Origin of the sequence: Xenorhabdus littoralis (assembly GCF_033949345.1) — a bacterium.
GTDB classification, from domain to species: Bacteria; Pseudomonadota; Gammaproteobacteria; order Enterobacterales; family Enterobacteriaceae; genus Xenorhabdus; species Xenorhabdus littoralis.
In genome coordinates this window covers 37,643-57,888 of sequence record NZ_VCDP01000050.1, presented here as the reverse complement: position 1 = coordinate 57,888, position 20,246 = coordinate 37,643, and the positions used below count along the sequence as shown (strand labels likewise).

General features: G+C 42.1%; 17 protein-coding genes and 1 riboswitch. Of the genes, 6 read left to right on the top strand and 11 right to left on the bottom strand.

Going from position 1 to position 20,246, the window contains the following annotated elements:
• Nucleotides 1–51 precede the first annotated feature (51 nt).
• The 9 genes from FE394_RS13115 to rppH form a co-directional block, all read right to left on the bottom strand.
• Nucleotides 52–1,266 (bottom strand): tyrosine-type recombinase/integrase, encoded by a 1,215-nt coding sequence (locus FE394_RS13115; RefSeq protein ID WP_319926824.1) that lies wholly within the window; start codon nt 1,264–1,266, stop codon nt 52–54.
• A 145-nt stretch (nt 1,267–1,411) separates the two neighbouring features.
• Nucleotides 1,412–1,819, bottom strand: coding sequence for a prepilin-type N-terminal cleavage/methylation domain-containing protein (locus FE394_RS13110; protein ID WP_319926823.1), 408 nt, complete (start codon nt 1,817–1,819; stop codon nt 1,412–1,414).
• The gene (locus tag FE394_RS13105; protein WP_319926822.1) at nt 1,816–2,289 is read right to left on the bottom strand and encodes a YgdB family protein; all 474 of its coding nucleotides are present in this window, start codon (nt 2,287–2,289) and stop codon (nt 1,816–1,818) included. Before FE394_RS13105 ends, FE394_RS13110 begins: the two co-directional genes overlap by 4 nt.
• A gap of 7 nt (nt 2,290–2,296) precedes the next feature.
• Nucleotides 2,297–2,908, bottom strand: coding sequence for a prepilin peptidase-dependent protein (locus FE394_RS13100; protein WP_319926821.1), 612 nt, complete (start codon nt 2,906–2,908; stop codon nt 2,297–2,299).
• The gene (locus FE394_RS13095; RefSeq protein ID WP_319926820.1) at nt 2,905–3,432 is read right to left on the bottom strand and encodes a prepilin peptidase-dependent protein; all 528 of its coding nucleotides are present in this window, start codon (nt 3,430–3,432) and stop codon (nt 2,905–2,907) included. The genes FE394_RS13100 and FE394_RS13095 overlap by 4 nt, the downstream gene beginning before the upstream one ends.
• Before the next feature lie 335 nt (nt 3,433–3,767).
• A complete protein-coding gene (gene thyA / locus FE394_RS13090; RefSeq protein ID WP_319926819.1) occupies nt 3,768–4,562 on the bottom strand; it encodes a thymidylate synthase in 795 nt (264 codons plus the stop codon).
• The gene (gene lgt / locus FE394_RS13085; RefSeq protein ID WP_319926818.1) at nt 4,559–5,449 is read right to left on the bottom strand and encodes a prolipoprotein diacylglyceryl transferase; all 891 of its coding nucleotides are present in this window, start codon (nt 5,447–5,449) and stop codon (nt 4,559–4,561) included. Before lgt ends, thyA begins: the two co-directional genes overlap by 4 nt.
• Nucleotides 5,450–5,606: 157 nt before the next feature.
• A complete protein-coding gene (ptsP, locus tag FE394_RS13080) occupies nt 5,607–7,853 on the bottom strand; it encodes a phosphoenolpyruvate--protein phosphotransferase (RefSeq protein ID WP_319926817.1) in 2,247 nt (748 codons plus the stop codon).
• A gap of 9 nt (nt 7,854–7,862) precedes the next feature.
• Complete coding sequence (gene rppH, locus FE394_RS13075; RefSeq protein ID WP_319926816.1) at nt 7,863–8,393, bottom strand: RNA pyrophosphohydrolase; 531 nt, start codon at nt 8,391–8,393, stop codon at nt 7,863–7,865.
• A 116-nt stretch (nt 8,394–8,509) separates the two neighbouring features.
• Nucleotides 8,510–8,614: riboswitch (TPP riboswitch) on the top strand.
• Between the two features lie 101 nt (nt 8,615–8,715).
• Here rppH and thiB point away from each other — a divergent pair.
• The 5 genes from thiB to FE394_RS13050 all read left to right on the top strand — a co-directional run bounded on the left by thiB (nt 8,716) and on the right by FE394_RS13050 (nt 14,839).
• Complete coding sequence (thiB, locus tag FE394_RS13070) at nt 8,716–9,729, top strand: thiamine ABC transporter substrate binding subunit (RefSeq protein ID WP_419836341.1); 1,014 nt, start codon at nt 8,716–8,718, stop codon at nt 9,727–9,729.
• Entirely contained in the window at nt 9,705–11,309 is a 1,605-nt protein-coding gene (thiP, locus tag FE394_RS13065; RefSeq protein WP_319926815.1) for a thiamine/thiamine pyrophosphate ABC transporter permease ThiP, read from the top strand. The genes thiB and thiP overlap by 25 nt, the downstream gene beginning before the upstream one ends.
• Nucleotides 11,302–12,003, top strand: a complete 702-nt coding sequence (thiQ, locus tag FE394_RS13060; RefSeq protein WP_319926814.1) for a thiamine ABC transporter ATP-binding protein ThiQ — start codon at nt 11,302–11,304, stop codon at nt 12,001–12,003. Before thiP ends, thiQ begins: the two co-directional genes overlap by 8 nt.
• 184 nt (nt 12,004–12,187) lie before the next feature.
• A complete protein-coding gene (locus FE394_RS13055; RefSeq protein WP_319926813.1) occupies nt 12,188–13,648 on the top strand; it encodes an SEL1-like repeat protein in 1,461 nt (486 codons plus the stop codon).
• Between the two features lie 33 nt (nt 13,649–13,681).
• Complete coding sequence (locus FE394_RS13050; protein WP_319926812.1) at nt 13,682–14,839, top strand: SEL1-like repeat protein; 1,158 nt, start codon at nt 13,682–13,684, stop codon at nt 14,837–14,839.
• A gap of 115 nt (nt 14,840–14,954) precedes the next feature.
• Here FE394_RS13050 and FE394_RS13045 read toward each other — a convergent pair whose 3' ends face one another.
• Nucleotides 14,955–15,794, bottom strand: coding sequence for a hypothetical protein (locus tag FE394_RS13045; protein WP_319926811.1), 840 nt, complete (start codon nt 15,792–15,794; stop codon nt 14,955–14,957).
• 143 nt (nt 15,795–15,937) lie between these two features.
• Nucleotides 15,938–17,203 (bottom strand): hypothetical protein, encoded by a 1,266-nt coding sequence (locus FE394_RS13040; RefSeq protein ID WP_319926810.1) that lies wholly within the window; start codon nt 17,201–17,203, stop codon nt 15,938–15,940.
• A 648-nt stretch (nt 17,204–17,851) separates the two neighbouring features.
• Between FE394_RS13040 and FE394_RS13035 the strand changes: the two genes are divergently transcribed.
• Nucleotides 17,852–20,200 (top strand): DNA polymerase II, encoded by a 2,349-nt coding sequence (locus tag FE394_RS13035; protein WP_319926809.1) that lies wholly within the window; start codon nt 17,852–17,854, stop codon nt 20,198–20,200.
• Nucleotides 20,201–20,246: the final 46 nt, after the last annotated feature.

Sequence of the window (20,246 nt, the reverse complement as noted above, 5' to 3'; positions counted from 1 at the left end):
AAAACAGGCTCTTGTGCCCCGGGCACAGGTGTGTGAAAAATCAACGCATCTTTACGCCCTTTTGCCAAATTTTCCGATCAAGACATTTTCACCCCGTTCCAGTATCTCCATATAATCCGCATACCATTGCATCATATCCCTGCGGCCTTCCAAATATTGGGCGTGATTGTAGGTTCCCCGGATGCTGTTCTTATCCACATGGGCAAGCTGGGTTTCAATCCAAGCGGTGTTATAGCCTTGTTCATGCAGGATAGTACTCATGGTATGGCGGAAGCCGTGGCCTGTTACGCGCCCTGCGTAGCCGATGCGCCTGATTAATGTATTTAATGTCATTGCACTCATTGATTGCGCTTGATTAATTCTGCCCTGAAAAACGTATTTTCCTTGTCCTGTAATGGGTTTTATCTGTTCTAAAATATTAATCGCCTGTCTAGATAATGGGATAATATGAGGGCGGCGCATTTTCATTTTTTCGGCAGGTATCTCCCATTGAGCTTTATCAAAATCAATTTCTGACCATTCAGCTTTGCGTAATTCACCGGGGCGAACACCTATTATCATTTGTAAACGCATTCCCATCTTTACAATAAAACTACCTGTATACGCATTTAAAGCTTTATAGAATTCATGTATCTCATCAACATTTAAAAATGGGTAATGTGCTTTTTTGTGTGCAGCAAAAGCAGATACTAAATCAGGCGCGGGGTTATATTCAGCTCTCCCTGTAGCTATTGCATATCGCCACACTTCTCCACAGCGTTGGCGAACTTTTTGGCGTTTTACTGCCGCTCCCCGAGCATTCAATTTTGATAAAACAGCCATCAATTCCATTGGCTTAATTTCAACAATCGGTCTGTTGCCTATGTAGGGAAAAACATCTTTTTCAAATGTTTCCATCATTTCTATTGCGTAGGAAGCTGCCCATCTGTCCTTTCGTTTTTCGTACCACTCACATGTTATATTTTTGAAGGTATTTTCTATCAGGTTTGCGGCAGATATTTTTTCAGCTTTTCTGACTTCACTGGGATTGATTCCATTAGCAACTAACTTTCTGGCTTCGTCACGTTTGGTTCTGGCTTCAGTGAGTGTGATTACCGGGTAAGTACCTAATGAGATCATTTTTGTTTTACCCGCAAATTGATAACGATATCGCCAGCCTTTGGAACCATTGATATCAATCAATAAAGATAGCCCGTTGCCATCCGCCAATGTATAGGCTTTTTCCTTTGGTTTGGCTCGTTTGATTGCCAAATCTGTCAGCTTCATAAATCACCAATAATGTTGTATAGGAAAATCACAAAAGGAAACTCTATACAAAAGACTATACAATAAATTGTATATATTTAGGAAGATGGCAATGGACGTCAAAAGAACAAAGTAAAACCAATTAATTGATTTTACTTTAATTAATTTATAGAGGTGGACTATAATGGATATTGGTTATATGCTTCCCACTTGCACAAAACCAGCGCTCTAATTTACTGGGTTTATTGTAATGTACTGTCAACTTAACTGTTACCTGATAGCATCCCAACGAGCGAAATTCTCGTTGGAATTCCATTTTCCATCTTTGTCGGGATCTCTCTTCTCCTTTTGTTTGGTCCAATCCAATCTGTCCTTCCAAACGCTCATATTGTTCCAACTGGTCATAGGCATATCTCACCGCCTTAAGTTGCTCCCAATATTGCTGGAAATTAGCTGACAAGGCCTGATGGTAGCGCATCAATCCCAGTAAAGAGATCGCGAATACGACGGATGCCACCATCACTTCCGGCAAACTCATACCCTCTTGTCTGGAGGGTTGATGGCATTTTTTCATAAACAAAAATCAACCTGAGGAACTGGGCAAAAATCCAACCAACCGCTTTCAATGGGAATCAGTTCAATAGGAATAAGTGTATCTTGATTTAAGCGTTTCATCTGTTTCATCCATTGATAAAGTTCAAGATTTTCTCCTGATTTAAATTGAGCAACACCCTTAAGCAGAAAAAGATTATCTGAATAGTGTCTGAGACAACTTTTCAGATCAGATTCCTTTGACTGCAAGCAAAACCAACCGTCTGTTTCTTGCTGTTGAATCTGCCACGATTGCTTCTTTCCCCATGCCAGTGAGGATTCTGCCCGCAAAAAGGCATTCAAATAACGCTGCTCATCCATCATCATAAGCATCGCGTTTTCCTGTTGATAATGGAGTGCTTTCAGCATCATTAAACTCAATGCCAGCAACATCATGATCGATACCAGCAGAATATTGCCCTGCTGCTTATCAGTGACTTGTTCTTCCTCCATATGCCTTTCATTCCCTGATATTGCGCAGCCAAATTGTGGCCTGATGACGATGTACAATGGATGGAGACTTCAACCAATGAGCGCTCATGGACAAAGTGATAAAAATCAATCCTCCTTTTGCTGTCGATTTTTCAAGATGAAAATCATCAATCACGATTTCTTTTGGATCAAATAACTTTTCCCAACCCATCCCCTGACAATCCGCTGCCCCTCTTTTCCATTCAATCGCTCGGTTATTTAAACGATAACCAAAAAATTCAGATTCAATATGTTCAGGTTTCTCCCATCTATTATTTAAATTGAGGTCAAAAGCCACAATAAAACAGGAGCCAGAAAATTCGGTATTTTTATTTCCAATGACCAGAGGATCACCTGTGCATTGTTTTCTGTCTTGACAATAACCCGCCCGCCTAATATCTTTTTCCATCAAATAAATATTTCTATTTACCAAATAATGCAGCCGATATTTTCGATACAAATCGAGAGTCTGACCTGATAAAAGCGGATAGGTTTTCGCCATGGCGATAAAAATCACACTGCTAATCAACATAGCCACTACAACTTCAAGCAAAGAAAATCCTGCCTGTTTTTGCTTAAAACAGGAAACAGCTAATATCATGGATTTTTTATTCCCTCACAATCAGGCAGTTGGCTAATAGTATTACTACATGTCCTAATCCTCCCACGTCCGGAAATGACAACGCTAATTTCGCCCGCCGAATTTGCCAATATAAAACTAGCAGGCATAGCCGTGTTCCTGACTCCATAAAAATCAATGCGCTCAGTGGTAGACGAGGCCAAAAATACATCATTATGAGGAGAAATGACTCGTTCCCCATCATTATCATCGCAATTAGATAGTTTGGTTACAGAAGACACCAGACACCAGGACTGCCCCATAACTAACCATAATGTACGTTCCTGATTCAGATAATTCGCCAAAGCCTGCTGCCTTTCCATAAAAGACAGCACATTGTTCACTGCTGATTGCAGACGTAAGCGATTCTGATATTGCCCCCAATGATATAGCCCCCAAGACAAACTTATAGAGATGATGATCATCGCTATAAGTAATTCCAATAATGTAAATCCAGATTGCTCATGGCTATTTATTGCATTATTTACTGATCTGTTTATTGCCATATCAATTTGCTATTGCATATATCCCTAATAGATTTCAGTCTCAATTTTTGTCTTGTAGAAAATATCTTTGATTCATAAAAAAATGCAAAGGCAATTCATTATGAATTGCGAAGCGCTTTCAGGAAAAAATAATGATGGTGTGAATTTTTCATTTTATCTGCGGAGCGACACGCAAAAATAACAGGTGGTTAATTTTTAAGATTGAGGACTACCGGAGATAAATGTAAAAAGAGCAGGCAAGCCCGCTCTTTAACAATTTATTATGCTTATTCCCTTTGTCTTTCAGATTACGGCTTGAAATCCATTGGGTATATGTTCGGAACCAAATTAGGTTCTTAAATCGCGACTGGGGCTTTAATGCCCGGATATGGATCGTAATCCACAATTTCAAAGTCTTCGAATCGATAGTCAAACAGTGAGTCTGGCTTACGCTTAATAACTAATTTAGGCAGAGAACGTGGTTCGCGGCTCAATTGAAGATGAGTCTGTTCCAAATGATTGCTGTAAAGGTGGGTATCACCGCCAGTCCAGACAAAATCACCCACCTCCAGATCACACTGTTGAGCTATCATATGCACCAGCAAAGCATAGCTTGCAATGTTGAATGGCAATCCTAAAAACACATCACAGGAACGCTGGTAAAGCTGGCAGGAAAGTTTGCCGTCTGCTACGTAGAACTGGAAAAAAGCATGGCATGGCGCCAATGCCATTTTATCCAATTCTCCGACATTCCATGCAGAAACAATAATCCGACGTGAATCCGGATCACTCTTCAATTGCTCAAGAACCTGAGACAACTGATCGATTTGGCGACCATCCGACGAGCCCCAGGCGCGCCATTGTTTACCATAAACAGGTCCCAAATCACCCTTTTCGTCAGCCCATTCATTCCAGATGCTTACGCCATTATCATGCAGATATTTGACATTGGTATCACCATTCAAGAACCAAAGCAGTTCATGAATGATGGAACGAAGATGGCAACGCTTGGTGGTTACCAATGGAAAACCTTCTTGCAAATTGAAACGCATCTGATGACCAAATATCGAGAGTGTTCCCGTACCTGTACGGTCATTTTTTGCCGTGCCTTCTTTCAGCACTTTTTCCATTAAATCCAGATACTGTTTCATTTTGCCTCTTGTACCTTGTTGTTGCGATTCTTGTTGCCAGGGCATTTATATGCCCAAACCATCATTAAAATTCCCGCCAAAATCATTGGAATCGAAAGGATTTGCCCCATGCTGATCCCTTCAAATAACCCAAGCTGGGCATCAGGCTGGCGGAAAAATTCGACTATTATGCGGAATGCGCCGTAACCGATCAGGAATAATCCTGAAACGCTCCCCATCGGGCGTGGTTTACGGACAAATAAATTGAGGATGATAAACAGCACTATACCTTCAAGCACCATCTCATAAAGTTGTGATGGATGACGCGGCAGAACTCCGTATTTTTCCAGAATCGGCCATAAGGAGGAGTTGGCTGTAGCCAGTGCAATATCTTCGCTGCGGGAACCGGGAAACAGCATCGCCCACGGCGTATCAAGCGTCACCCGGCCCCATAGCTCGCCGTTTATAAAGTTACCGATGCGCCCCATGCCCAAACCAAAAGGAACCAGTGGAGCAACGAAATCAGCAACCTGTAAGAAGTGACGTTTAGTCCGGCGTGAAAACCACCACATGGCACCGATAACTCCTACCAGACCACCGTGGAAAGACATACCTCCGTCCCAGACCTTGAACAGATAAAGAGGGTTATCAAGGAACATCGGGAGATTATAGAACAGGACATAACCGAGACGTCCACCGACAAAAACCCCGACAAACCCTGCATATAGCAGATTTTCAACTTCGGTTTTGTTCCAGCCGCTGTTTGGTTTTGCCGCACGGCGATTTGCCAGCCACATGGCAAAAACAAAGCCAACCAGATACATGAAACCGTACCAGTGAAGCGATACAGGCCCGATTGAAAAGATGACAGGATCAATTTCAGGAAATTCCAGATAGCTAGTGCTCATCGTTCCCCACTAAAAGTAATGTTGTGTGAATGAATGATATTGCGGATAAATTATCTTATACGAGTGAATTATATTGCTTGAATAATTTAAGACAAATAATCGCAAATAATAGCATAGGCAACTAAATGGATTAAGTATCTATCCTTATAGGCTCTTGTTAAATACCGCCCCTAATCAGGCCGCCCAGACTATGCGCCTCCATAAATTCGGCTGATAATGTTTTTACCTGCTGGCTGGTTTCGGCTGTCAGGATTATTTCGATAAGACGTTCAAGTTCGTTGACATCCAAATGGCGCAGTAAATACTTGATACGCGCAACACTCCGGCCGCTCATGCTTAAACTGCGATAGCCCAGACCCAATAATATTAATGCCCCCAACGGTAAACCTGCCATTTCGCCGCATACACTGATCGGAAGATCAAGGCGTCGGCATTCATCAAAGGCCTGTTTCAGTGCCCTAATTACCGCAGGATGCAAATTGTCATATAGCTGGGCGACATGTGTATTATTGCGATCCACCGCAAGTAAATACTGAGTCAGGTCATTCGTGCCAATAGAGACAAAATCAATCCGTTTCTTTAATTGTGGCAACAGAAAAATGGTCGACGGCACTTCAATCATGATACCGATCTGGGGCATCGTGATCATACTGCCAATAACTTGCTCAACCTCAGCTTTCGCTCTCTCAATCAGTTTTCGGGCTTCATCAACTTCCTCAATGCTTGTCACCATCGGCAAGAGAATTTTTAGATTGCCCGTATGCACATTGGCTTTCAACATCGCCCTCAACTGAATCAGAAATATCTCCGGCTGATCCAGCGTAATACGAATTCCCCGCCAACCAAGAGAAGGATTATCTTCGCTAATGGGCATATAAGGGAGTTGTTTGTCAGCACCAATATCCAGTGTTCTCAGCACCACAGACTTATTGGGAAAAAGCGACAACATCTCTTGATAACGATTTTTCTGATCATCTTCTGATGGGAAACCGCTATGCAGCATAAAAGGGATCTCTGTGCGATATAAACCAACACCATCAATACCATCCGCTATCTGCTGCTCATACTTCAAACTAAGACCAGCATTGAGTTGCACCAGAACCCGCTCCCCACTCTTAAGCTGGGCCTGCTGCTGCTGTTCACCTTCGGCCAGCTTGCTGAGCGCTTGTTCTTCCTCAATGATCTGCCGATATTCCTGAATGATCAGCGGCTCCGGTTCAATAAAAATCTCGCCACGATAGCCATCAAGAATTAGCGTCCGGTTATGCAATAATTCTGGTTGGATATCTGCGCCCATGATGGCGGGTATCCCCATCGCCCGCACCAGTATTGCAGAATGAGAGTGAGTTGCACCATCCCGCACAATCACGCCGGCCAGTTTATCTTGCGGCATTTCAGCCAATAAATTGGCACTCAGTTCATCAGAAACCAGAACAAAGCGCTCCGGCCATTGATCAGCACCGGTGAAAGAGTCATCCAAATGGAACAATACCCGCTGCCCAAGCGCCCGCAAATCTGCGGCCCTCTCTCGCATGTAGGGATCTTGTAAACTGGCGAATTGTTCTGCATATTTTTCAATTACGGTTTTGACTGCCCATTCCGCTACAAAACCATTATCGACAGAAGAAAACAGATCCTGCTTAAGCTGGGGGTCATTCAATAAATGAGAGTAGAGATCAAAAATGGCGGCACTTTCTTTCTGTGAGCCCGTGGTGAAACGTTTGCTGATACGGCGGCATTCCGCTGTCGCCTCTTCCAGGGCATTAGTCAGTCTGGTACGTTCAGCCTGATAATCCAGCGTTAATGCCTCAGTCACCTGATCCAGCAGGGGTTGTGAACGATCTTGCCACCCCTGAGCCATTACAATGCCATTAGAAATAGCGAGAGCTTTAATGCGGGTCTGGCGATACTGACCAAACAACCCTTTTGCCTGCACTTGGGCAAGAATAACTGCAAGCTGCATTGCCAGTGTAACCATGAAGGATTCTTCACTTTCATCGAACAGCCGACGATCATGTTGCTGAACAACTAATACACCCTGTAACTGGCGGCGATAAATAATCGGCACACCCAAAAAAGCTCTCAGGTTTTCTTCTTTCACTTGGGGGATATATTTAAAACTGGGATGATCACGAACATCTGCGAGGTTGATTAATTCGGATAATCGCCCTACTTCACCAACAACACCCTCACCAAAGGCCAGACTGATAGACCGCCATTTTGGTTTGATCAACCCTTTGGTTGCCATCAGGTAATAACACTGCCGCTGATGATCTGCCAGATAGATGGAGCAGACATCCGTGTGCATTGCAAGGCAAGTTTCATTGACCAGTAGCTCAAGCGCTTCAGATAAATTGGTTGCCATAGCAACCTTTTCGACAATTTCCCTTAAGCGCATGAGCATAACAGTTACCTAACTTCTTCTGCGACGATATAAATAAGGTGAATGCAATTGTGAAGCCGGTTCCTGCATTGGCATGACAATTGAAGAGAATTCTTTCATTACGCGGCGGTACACATCCCGTTTAAAAGAAACTACCTGCCGGACAGGATACCAATAACTTACCCAACGCCAGCCATCAAACTCCGGCGTACTACTGCGCTGTACATTAATATCTGCTTCATTACACAGCAACTGCAATAAAAACCAACGTTGCTTTTGCCCAATACAAACAGGCTTTGTATCCCAACGCACCAAACGCTTGGGTAATTTGTAACGCAACCAACTCCGGGTCGAAGCGAGAACCCGTACATCTTTGCGACTTAAACCAACCTCTTCGAACAACTCGCGATACATCGCTTGCTCTGGTGATTCCCCTTGATTGATGCCCCCTTGAGGAAACTGCCAGGAATGCTGCCCATAACGGCGGGCCCATAGAACCTGCCCTTGGCGATTACAAATTACAATTCCTACATTCGGGCGGTAGCCATCATCATCGATCACCAGACTACCTCTCGATAAAACAGATTTAAAAAGATAGCTAATTGTTTCACACTCATCTCAAGCGGTAAACCTCTATGATTAGACTTTGCAGGCGTAGCCTAAGTCTCTACAATACCACCATCTCAACGGGGTGCGGCTGTTATGAAACAGCGCGGCTGAGAACAAACCCGTCGAACCTGAACCGGCTAATACCGGCGTAGGAATTTGGGACGCTAATCATTGATATAAAATAAGTAATTCTTATTTAGCACTTTCCATATCCTTTGCCAATTTGCCAATAACTCGTACTTATAACTCACATTTATAATTACAGGAGAGCAAAGTGTTTAAGAAATTATTTTCCCGCTTTATTGCCTTCAGTACGCTATCAATTTCTGTCTGTGTTTTTGCTCAGGTCGCTCAGGCAAAGCCCACACTAACCGTTTATACTTATGATTCCTTTGCCTCTGAATGGGGATCAGGGCCTGCCATCAAAAAAGCCTTTGAAGCAGAGTGTGGCTGTGAACTTAAACTCGTGGCTCTGGAAGATGGAGTATCCCTGCTTAACCGATTGAGAATGGAAGGCAAGAAAACATCAGCAGATATCGTACTGGGTTTAGATAACAACCTGATTCAGGCGGCTCAACAAACAGGATTGTTCACTCCAAGCAATATCGATACTTCAAAACTGAAATTACCCATTGTATGGAACAACACGACATTTATTCCTTACGATTACGGTTATTTTGCCTTTATTTACAATAAGAACACCTTACCCCATCCTCCAAAAAGTATGGATGAATTAATCAATAGTCACCAGAATTGGAAGATTATTTATCAAGATCCACGCACCAGTACTCCGGGCTTGGGGTTACTGCTCTGGATGCAGGATCTTTATGGGGACAAGGCGGCGCAGGAATGGCAGAAAGTTGCCAAAAAGACCTTAACCGTCACTAAGGGCTGGAGCGAAGCTTATGGTCTGTTTTTAAAAGGTGAAGGCGATATGGTGCTGAGTTATACCACATCACCGGGTTATCACATCATGTCAGAGAAAAAAGATAACTATGCCGCAGCGATATTCAAAGAGGGTCACTATGTGCAGATTGAAGTAGCCGCTCAGCTAGCCTCAAGCAAGCAGCCAGAATTGGCCGGGAAATTCATGAATTTCATGGTTTCACCCGCATTTCAGCAAGTAATCCCGACGACTCAATGGATGTATCCCGCGATTGATATTCCATTACCTGACGTTTTCAAGCAACTTCCTGTACCTGAGAAATCGCTGCAATTCAATGCAGACGATGTGGCAAAACACCGTACAAAATGGATTCGTACATGGCAAAGCGCTGTAAGCCGTTAATTGCGGGTTGGTTACTGCCGGGGGCTATCGCCTCCGGCCTATTAATTATCGTTGCTTTTTCAGCCTTCGGGGCGCTGTGGTTCAGTGCGCCCGAAAGCGATTTGCTGGAATTGTTAAATGACAGTTATCTCTGGCATGTCATCCGGTTCACTTTCTGGCAAGCATTTTTATCTGCTGTATTTTCCGTAACACCTGCGATTTTCCTTGCAAGGGCACTATATCGCCGTCATTTTCCGGGGAGAACACTATTTCTGCGTTTATGCGCCATGACATTGATCCTCCCTGTTTTGGTCGCCCTGTTTGGTATTCTCACCGTCTATGGTCAAACGGGCTGGCTGGCAAATATCTGCCAGTGGATAGGCATTGAGTATCGTTTTACACCTTACGGGCTACAAGGCATTCTGCTGGCACATATTTTCTTCAATATGCCAATGGCAACTCGATTATTGCTGCAATCTCTGGAAAATATTGCAATTGAACAACGACAGCTCGCAGCCCAACTAGGCATGAGTGAGTGGCAACATTTTCGTTTTGTGGAATGGCCTTATCTGCGCCGCCAGATTTTGCCGACCGGAGCACTGATTTTTATGCTGTGCTTTGCCAGTTTTGCCACTGTACTCGCATTAGGTGGCGGGCCCGCAGCAACCACGATTGAACTTGCCATTTACCAAGCACTCAGTTACGACTACGATCTTGCTCACGCGGCTCTGCTCGCTTTAATCCAACTTTTTTGTTGCCTCGGATTAGTATTGCTGAGTCAAAAACTCAAGGGTTCATTTTCTGCGGGTTATGGTCATCAACAACAATGGCGTAATCCACAAGATTCATGGCTGAGAAAACTATCTGACAGTCTGCTGATTGGCATAGCATTACTGCTTTTACTTCCTCCCCTGCTGGCAGTGGTTATCAATGGACTGAACTTCAGTCTCTTTTCTGTCTTACGCCAGCCCGCTTTATGGCAAGCCCTTACCACCTCGCTTATTATTGCGCTGGGGGCAGGATTACTGTGCGTCGTACTGACCATGATGCTGCTATGGAGCAGCCGTGAATTGCGCTTACGTCACTCACCCCGCTGGGCACAATCTATGGAAACCAGCGGTTTGTTGATCCTTGCCATGCCGGGAATTGTTCTTGCTACGGGATTTTTCCTTCTGCTGAACTCAACGGTTGGATTGCCCCAATCACCTTACGGACTGATTATCCTGACCAACGCACTGATAGCGATCCCTTATGCCCTGAAAGTATTGGATAATCCAATGCGTGATCTGGCGGAACGCTATAATCCTCTGTGCCGTTCGCTCAATATTCAAGGCATTCACCGACTGCGCTGGATAGAGCTTAAGGCCCTGAAAATCCCATTGACGCAAGCGCTGGCTTTCGCCTGTGTATTATCAATCGGAGATTTTGGTGTTGTCGCATTATTTGGTAATGAAGATTTCCGTACTTTGCCTTTCTATCTTTATCAGCAAATTGGGGCATATCGCAGTCAGGATGGGGCAGTAACCGCATTCCTGCTTCTTCTACTCTGTTTTATTTTGTTTACTGTGATTGAACACTTACCGAGCCGACGCCATGATTAAACTCGACAATGTTACTTATACTTATGAACACCTTGCCATGAATTTTGATGTAACCGTTAAGGCTGGAGAACGCATTGCGATCCTCGGCCCGAGCGGAGCAGGTAAAAGCACATTATTAAGTTTAATGGCGGGTTTCCAGTTTCCGGAGCATGGCACAATCTGGCTGGATGGAGAAAATCATACTGATACCTCACCTGACAAACGGCCAGTTTCAATGTTGTTTCAGGAAAATAACCTGTTTTCCCATTTAACCATAGAGCAGAACATTGGCTTGGGATTACATCCCGGATTGCGCTTAAGTGCTGAACAAAAAAAAGCACTCAGACAAATTGCTACTCAGGTATCGCTGGAAGAATATTTGCCTCGCCTGCCCGCTCAGCTTTCAGGCGGGCAACGTCAGCGGGCAGCACTGGCGCGTTGCTTAGTCCGACATCAACCGATTTTATTGTTGGATGAGCCATTTTCTGCACTTGATCCTGCTTTGCGTAATGAGATGTTGGAGTTACTGAAGCAAATATGCAGTGAACGTCAAATCACTTTACTGATGGTATCCCACAATCTTGATGACGCGGCAAAAATCGCTCCGCGTTCATTGCTGATTGTGGACGGAAAAATTCATTATGATGGGAAGACTGAGAGGTTGGTAAGTGGTGAGGCAGAAGAGGCGGTGATTTTGGGTGTCACCAATATTTAAGACAGAAAATCATATGATATCTATCAATAATACGCCCCATTTGATAGGCATCATAAATAGATAAAACTTTCGCTGATTACAGCACTGAGTGAGCTATCTATCATTTTCAACCCATATAATTTTTGCTAATGTTTGGCGTTATTCTTTTCCCCCGATTGCACCTATAAAAATAGGGAATAACAACATGGAACGATTAACGCCACTCTGTTTTCTTCTTAGCTTCTGTCTTTTGACAACTGCATGTACTCCAAACGATCCCTGCCAGATAGATAAAACCTCCTTTTCTACTTGCCTAAAATTAGCCAATCAAGGAAATGCCGAAGCGCAATATAAAACAGGGAAATTGTATGAAACAGGATTAGGTATAGAACAAAACTATCAAGAGGCATTCAAATGGTATACCCATGCCGCCAACCAAAATAATGTCAATGGACAAGCCAGTCTTGGTGAATTCTATAAAGAAGGATTAGGCGTAGAGCAAAATTATCAAGCAGCAATTGAGTGGTATAAAAAAGCAGCAAAACAAGATAATGCCGATGCTCAAGCCAAGTTAGATGAACTGTATAAAGCAGACGCAGAAAGGCATACCCAACTAGCCAATCAAGGGGATATTGTTGCACAAAATGATCTTGGTGACCTCTATTTCTATGGATTGGGTGTGACACAACATTATGAAAAAGCAGCTGAATGGTATACCTCATCGGCTGAACAGGGAAATAGTGACGCACAAACTAATCTTGGTGAGCTATATCGCCAGGGGTTAGGTGTCACACAAGATTATAAAGAAGCGCTCAAATGGTACACCAAAGCGGCTAAACAAGGCGATATCGATGCACAAGCTAAAATTAGTTATCTCTATAGTGAGGGATTGGGAGTAACACAAGACTATAACAAAGCGGTCAAATGGGCTCGTCAGGCGGCTGAACAAGGGGATTACATTGCTCAATATAATATGGGCTATTTCTCCTTGAATGGCTTAGGCGTCCTTCAAGACAATGAAGAAGCCATCAAATGGTATACCCTCGCCGCTAACCAAGGAGACGTGGATGCACAACTTGAACTCGGTGCTTTCTATTATAATGGTACAGATGGGATAGAAAACTATACAGAATCTGCCAAATGGTATACCAAAGCTGCTGAACAGGGGGATGCTGATGCGCAGTCTATGCTGGGACATTCCTATCAAGTTGGAAAAGGTGTAAAACAAAATTATAAAGAAGCCATCACATGGTATACCAGAGCCGCCGAACAGGGAGATGTGGATGCACAATCTAATCTTGGCTATATCTATAGTGAGGGATTAGGCGTAGGCAAAAATAGTACAAAAGCAATCGAATGGTTTATGAAAGCGGCTGATCAGGGTTCTCCTACGGCGGCAAATAATATTGGCGCACATTATCTCGATGGAGATGGTGTAAAAAAAGACTCTAAAAAAGCGATAGAATGGTTTACTAAATCAGCAGAGTTAGGTGAAGAGTTGGGTGAAGAGTTAGCCCAACGAAATCTGGGCATGATTTATGAACAAGGAAAAGTTGTACCACAGGATTATGAAAAAGCACTCGAATGGTATCAAAAAGCCGCTGATAACGGTGCAACTGATGTTGAATTGAAAGTGAAAGAACTGACCAAAAAACTTAATAAATAATGGAAAACTCCTATAAAAATAAGGAATAGATATATGAGACACCTATTGTTACTTTGCTTTTTTCTCAGTTTCAGCCCATTAATTTCTGCATTTACACTCAATGATCCCTGCAAAATAAATGAACAATCATTTTCTGTTTGCCTAAAATTAGCGACAGAAGGTAATGCAACCGCACAATATAAAACAGGGAGGTTGTACGAAAAAGGAACAGGTATACAGCAAGACTACAAAGAAGCCTACAAGTGGTATCAACAAGCCGCAGATCAGGGAAATACAGACGCTCAATATTATCTTGCCTCTCTCTATAAGAGTGGATTGGGTGTACAACAAAATTATCAAAAAGCCGTTAAATGGCATACCTCGGCCGCTACTCAAGGAAATGTCTATTCACAAGCATCTTTATGTTATTTTTATATAGAAGGATTAGGCGTAGCACGAGACTATCAAAAAGCATTGAAATGGTGTACCAAAGCCGCTAAAAGAAATGAAGCTTCTGCACAAGCTAATATGGGATACATGTATTTTAATGGATTAGGTGTAGAGCAAATCTATAGTGAAGCCATCAAATGGTATACTAAAGCCGCCGAAAAAGAGGATGTATACTCACAAAATAAACTTGGCGATATTTATAGTGAGGGGTTAAGGGTTCCTCAAAACTACTCCGAAGCCGCCAAATGGTATACCAAAGCTGCTGAGCAAGGGGATAAAAGGGCGCAGTTTACGCTGAGTCTTTTTTATGCCAAAGGGTTAGGTGTAGAGCAAGATTATCAAAAAGCGATCGTATGGGGTACAAAAGCAGCCAAACAAGGGAGTCCGGATGGCCAGAATATCTTAGGATTCTTTTATATGAAAGGGTTGGGTGTACCAAAAGATGGTTCCGTTGCGATGAAATGGTTTTTGAAAGCCGCAGCTCAAGGTGATTCCACCGCACAAAATAATATTGGTCAACTTTATTGGTATGGAAATGGTGTAAAAAAAGATAGTTTCGAAGCTATGATATGGTTTATTAAAGCGGCAGATCAAGGCGATGCTTATGCCCAGAGAAATCTGGCAATGATTTATGAACTTGGTCATGTAGTGCCTAGAGATTATAAAAAAGCACTTGAACTCTATCAAAAAGCGTCAGATAAAGGTCTTAGTAATTTAGAAGCAAAAATTCAGGAATTAAAAGAAAAACTGAATCGTTCATAAAAACTCTATTTAGCTTACAGAATCTAAATAAAGCGTCACTTAATGACGCTTTATTTAAAAACTTATTAATTCAATTATCTTTAATTTATGCAATACCCCTACCATTCGGAGAATGTTAAAAGATACGGAATAATCGGGATAGACCATCATACCTATCTTCATCTTCTTTTTCTTTTACCTCTAGGTGTAGAGCATACTTATCCCATATCAGGCATTGATTTCCCACCCAAGGAGGGGGCGTGGGCAGGCCATTTTTCCAAAATTGTACTTTACTCGCAACTTGAGGGTTAGCCCTGTTCCTGAAAATCCATCTTAATTCTATTCCCGTTATACCTTTTATATTTTTATACCTGTTATTATTTAACTCTACAGCCACAAATTCATTATCTTCCTTATTAACATCCTTATTTTTATCCTTATTTATATTAGTATCCTCATCTCCATTAGAATCATATTTACTAATAAGTTCTTCTATATTTATACCATCAAGTATAAAATGAATATGTGTGTTTTTTATTAATTCATCATTATTTATACTTACCCAAGATACTGCTCCTTTGCATTTCCTCCCTATAATTTGTCTGCTGTAGTCTGTTCTTTCCATTACGCTACGATATTTATTATTTATCTTCAAATATCTAAAGAAACTTTCTTCATGCTTTCTGTAGATATCATTTTTCATGTATTGAAATTTTATCTTAACCTCCTTGAGGTCTTTAATATCCTCCGGATCTTCTAATTCCATGCCTGATGAAGCAAAATCATTCGCATCTTTCCACTCTAAGGGAATAAAATAATCACTCATAAGTGCCGGAGGATAATCTTTATGCTCATAATGAGTTATTGAATCTTTAAAATAATTGTTATTATAAATATATTTTCTTATTTTATTTACCAATCCATATATTAAATCACCTTTATGGAATTCTCTTCTAAAAGGAAGGTAAAATGGCATAACTCACCCCCACTTACTATGCAATAGGTTTGAGACTATTATTATACCATTTAATTTTAAAAATAAAGTAGTCAAGTGAATAATTTACAAAGGCGAGATGGTGGCATCAAAGTCCACCATCCAGCCCGTTAAATAACTTACCTCTACTGATTCGATTTTATATCGTTTAACTCCACTTTCTTATAAACAACTAAATTCTCACGATCTTCATCTGGTCTATGACCATGCCAAAATAATTCCATTCCCTCCGGAGCGGGATCAACCTCTTCGGATAAAACCATCAACCATTCACATTTTTCAGGAGTATCAAATGCTTTCTGCTTCCGGAGCAATATATGAGCATAATAATAAAGCATTGGCGCTTCGGACTCTCCAATGTTATATGATGCCATACAGTGATTCTCTTGATATATCCCGGAAATAGTCTGCTTTAGGTCAATAAATACATCTTGATAACTTTTGGCATAATCAATCCAGCCAACAAATAATGTAAATATTAATCCCCATACTGTGGCAATACCCATAATCCAATTTTGGGCAGCGCGCAAAGCAGGAGATTGGGAGAGAATCCAACGTTTAGCGATCCATATAACTGTAATCAAAACAGCAATAGTAAATGCCACCATCGAAAAGTGCATCTGATAACTCATTGGCAACCATCTACCCAATGGTTCTAGCAAATAATTATAATCACTGGAAATTGATAAGAAGTAACTACTCCATAAAAATACAATCAGAACAAACCAAATGATGGAGAATATACCACTTAAATATTTGTAAATTCTCTCAGGGAATTTGATGAATACTTCCGTAGCTAAAATCGCCATTGGTGCAATAAAAGGTAATAAGTATAACGCACGACCAGAAGCTGATATCTGTAATAAAATAACACCTAATACAGTAAATGCCGTACAAAGGAAATAATGTTTGTCTGATAGAGATTTAATTGGGTGTTTTAATATAAAGATAAAAGCCAATATGCCGGACGGCAGGGCAAAAAACAGCACTGCTTCAGGGATCATCGTCAAATTACCTCTGGCACCAAGATCTTCAACAGAGAAACCTAAAAAACGACCAATGTTGTTATCCCAGAACCAGACTTTAAATAAATCCGGATGTTCAAGATATAACATAACTGGCCACGGTAAGATTAAAACCAATGCAATTATTCCTGACAATAAAGCATTCAGCCAGTATTGTTTGGTTCTGCAACATTTCAGAAAAACAGGCGCCAGAACAAGGCACATCCATAATAGCCCGGGAATAAATACCCCTTTTGATAACAGTGTCGTCGCTGTACCGGTGATCAACCATAAACAGGAATAGCCTGTTTTTTCGTTTTTAATTAATCCCAGCAAGCCGTATAAACCGATAACTGTTCCTGCTATCAATGAAGTATCGGTAAACATATCGTGACTATGACGGACTAATCCGGGAGCACTTGCATACAGGGCAAAGGCGATCCATATCCGACTGTCTGTAAAATTTCTGATATCAAATACACGGCGAGCCAGAAGAATAAAAAAGGAAAAATTGATTATAGAAAATAATAAAGAAGCCGTTCTGGCGGCATCATGCATTGGTAGCCAGGGCGATAATAGATGTATGAATGTCGTTGCCGTCCAATAATATAACGGAGGCTTTTCCATAAAAGGTTGTCCCGCATTGATGGTTACCAACCAATTTCCGGTTTCATACATCGTTTGAATAATACCAAAACTATAATTTTCATCTTGTTTCCACGGATTATGCCCATAAATACCGGGTAACAAATAAAGCAATATAAAAACTATAAATAACAGTAAGGCTTTGATATCTGTTTGGCTCAGCTTATTAGGGTTATTCATCAATATTTACCAAGTGAAATTAATATTTATTTTCTCCATAAAAAATCATTAAGTATATTAGCCAATTAAAAATCATAACAAAAGGTACTGAGGAGCCTCTCGTTTATTGGTACCTCAAAAAATACTGTATAAATAACCACTATTAATGCTATAATTGAAACCATCTTTGGTAATACGGATTCTGGCTGATAACGCTTAAGCAGAAAGATTATGCAGATAAATCACGTTGAGCAAGGTTTTATACTCACTCGCCACTGGAAAGATACATCATCTGGCATTGAGTTAGTGTATTGGCTGGTGACGGATACGGGCGCACGCCGCATCACTATTCCTCGTCAAAAAGCCGTGGCCTTTATTCGCCAATGCGATTTACCTAAAGCGGAACGTTTACTCGCACAAAAGCAGCACTGCGAATTCAAAGTATTGCCACTGAAAAATTTCGAACGCCAACCTGTCGCAGCATTATATTGTTCGCAATATCGTCAATTACAACATCTGGAAAAAATCCTCAGAGAACAAGATATCCCACTCTACGAAACTGATATTCGTCCCCCCGATCGATTTATGATGGAGCGTTTTATTACAGCTTCTGTCTGGTTCAATCGGAAATCGGACGGCAGTTATCAGATAAAACCCAACCCTGTTTATCGACCTGATATGAAATGGGTATCGCTGGATATCGAAACCAGTCAGCATGGGGAGTTATATTCGATTGGTCTGGCCGGATGCGGGGATAAAACTGTGTTTATGCTGGGGCCGGAGAATGGTAATCAGCAGGATCTCGATTTCAGATTAGAGTATGTTGCCAGCCGCCCGATGATGCTGGAAAAACTTAATGAATGGCTGGCTGATTACGATCCCGATGCCATTATTGGCTGGAATTTGATTCAGTTTGATTTACGGGTTTTACAACAACATGCTGAGCGCTATAACGTGCCGCTAAAGTTTGGTCGCAATCAAGGCTTACTCGAATGGCGCGAACACGGTTTCAAACCGGGGCACTTTTTTGCATCAGCAGAAGGTCGCCTGATTATTGATGGCATCGATGCACTGAAAACCGCAACGTGGAATTTCCCTTCATTCAGTCTGGAATACGTCGCGCAAAAACTATTAGGGGAAGGCAAGGCTGTTGATAATCCTTATGACCGGATGGATGAAATCAACCGCCGTTTTCAGGAGGATAAACCGGCCCTCGCTCACTATAATTTGCAGGACTGTATTCTGGTCAATCGTGTCTTTGAAAAAACCGATTTAATTGCGTTCTTATTGGAAAGAGCCTCAGTAACCGGATTGGCTGTGGATCGCACCGGAGGCTCTGTCGCGGCGTTCACGCATCTTTATTTGCCGAGAATGCACCGTATTGGTTATGTTGCTCCGGTATTGCCAACTTATTCCGATGATAGCAGTCCGGGCGGTTTTGTGATGGATTCGTTTCCCGGTCTGTATGATTCGGTATTAGTGCTGGATTATAAAAGCCTCTATCCTTCGATTATCCGCACGTTTCTGATTGATCCCGTCGGAATGGTCGAAGGTCTTGCCCATCCCGACAGTGAACATGCCGTGCCCGGTTTCCGGCAGGCGTTTTTTTCCCGCACACAACATTGCCTGCCTGATATCGTCACACAAATCTGGCATGAGCGTGACAAGGCAAAAAAACAACAGAATGCGCCGCTTTCCCAAGCCCTGAAAATTATTATGAATGCGTTTTATGGTGTACTCGGTGCTTCCGGATGCCATTTTTTTGATCCTCGGCTGACTTCCTCAATTACCCTGCGCGGTCACAAAATCATGCACCAAACCCGTGAGTTGATCGAATCACAGGGCTATCAAGTGATTTATGGTGATACGGATTCAACCTTTGTCTGGCTGAAACATACGCATTCTGAAGAAGAAGCCTGCCGGATTGGCCATTCACTGACGCAATTTGTCAATCAATGGTGGAGAAACCACCTCAAAACCGAATTTAATCTTGAAAGTACGCTGGAGCTGGAATTTGAAACGCACTACCGGCGTTTTCTGATGCCAACAGTACGGGGCGCGGAACAAGGCAGCAAAAAACGTTATGCCGGTTTAAGCGGTGATAAGGTAATTTTTAAGGGACTGGAAACAGTAAGAACCGACTGGACGCCACTTGCACAAATGTTCCAAAAAGAACTTTACACCCTGATTTTTTATCAAAGGCCTTATCAAAATTATATTCGTGAGTATATTGCCAGAACGATGACAGGTGAATTTGATGGTCGCCTTGTTTATCGCAAGCGCCTGCGCCGTAAATTATCTGATTATCAGCGTAATGTTCCCCCCCATGTCCGGGCAGCACGTTTGGCGGATGAGTATAATCAACAGCATAATCGTCCACTACAGTACCAAAATGGCGGTTGGATCAACTATATCATCACCCAGAACGGGCCTGAACCCTTAGAAAATCAGACTGCTGCACCAGATTATGAACACTATATCAACAAGCAGTTAATGCCGATTGCCGATGCTATTTTGCCATTTATTCAAGATGACTTTATCACCCTGCTGACAGGGCAAATGAGCATCTCTTTCGAATAATGGATATTTTTGCAGGTGACGGCTTGCTCCGCTTCAATTAACATAT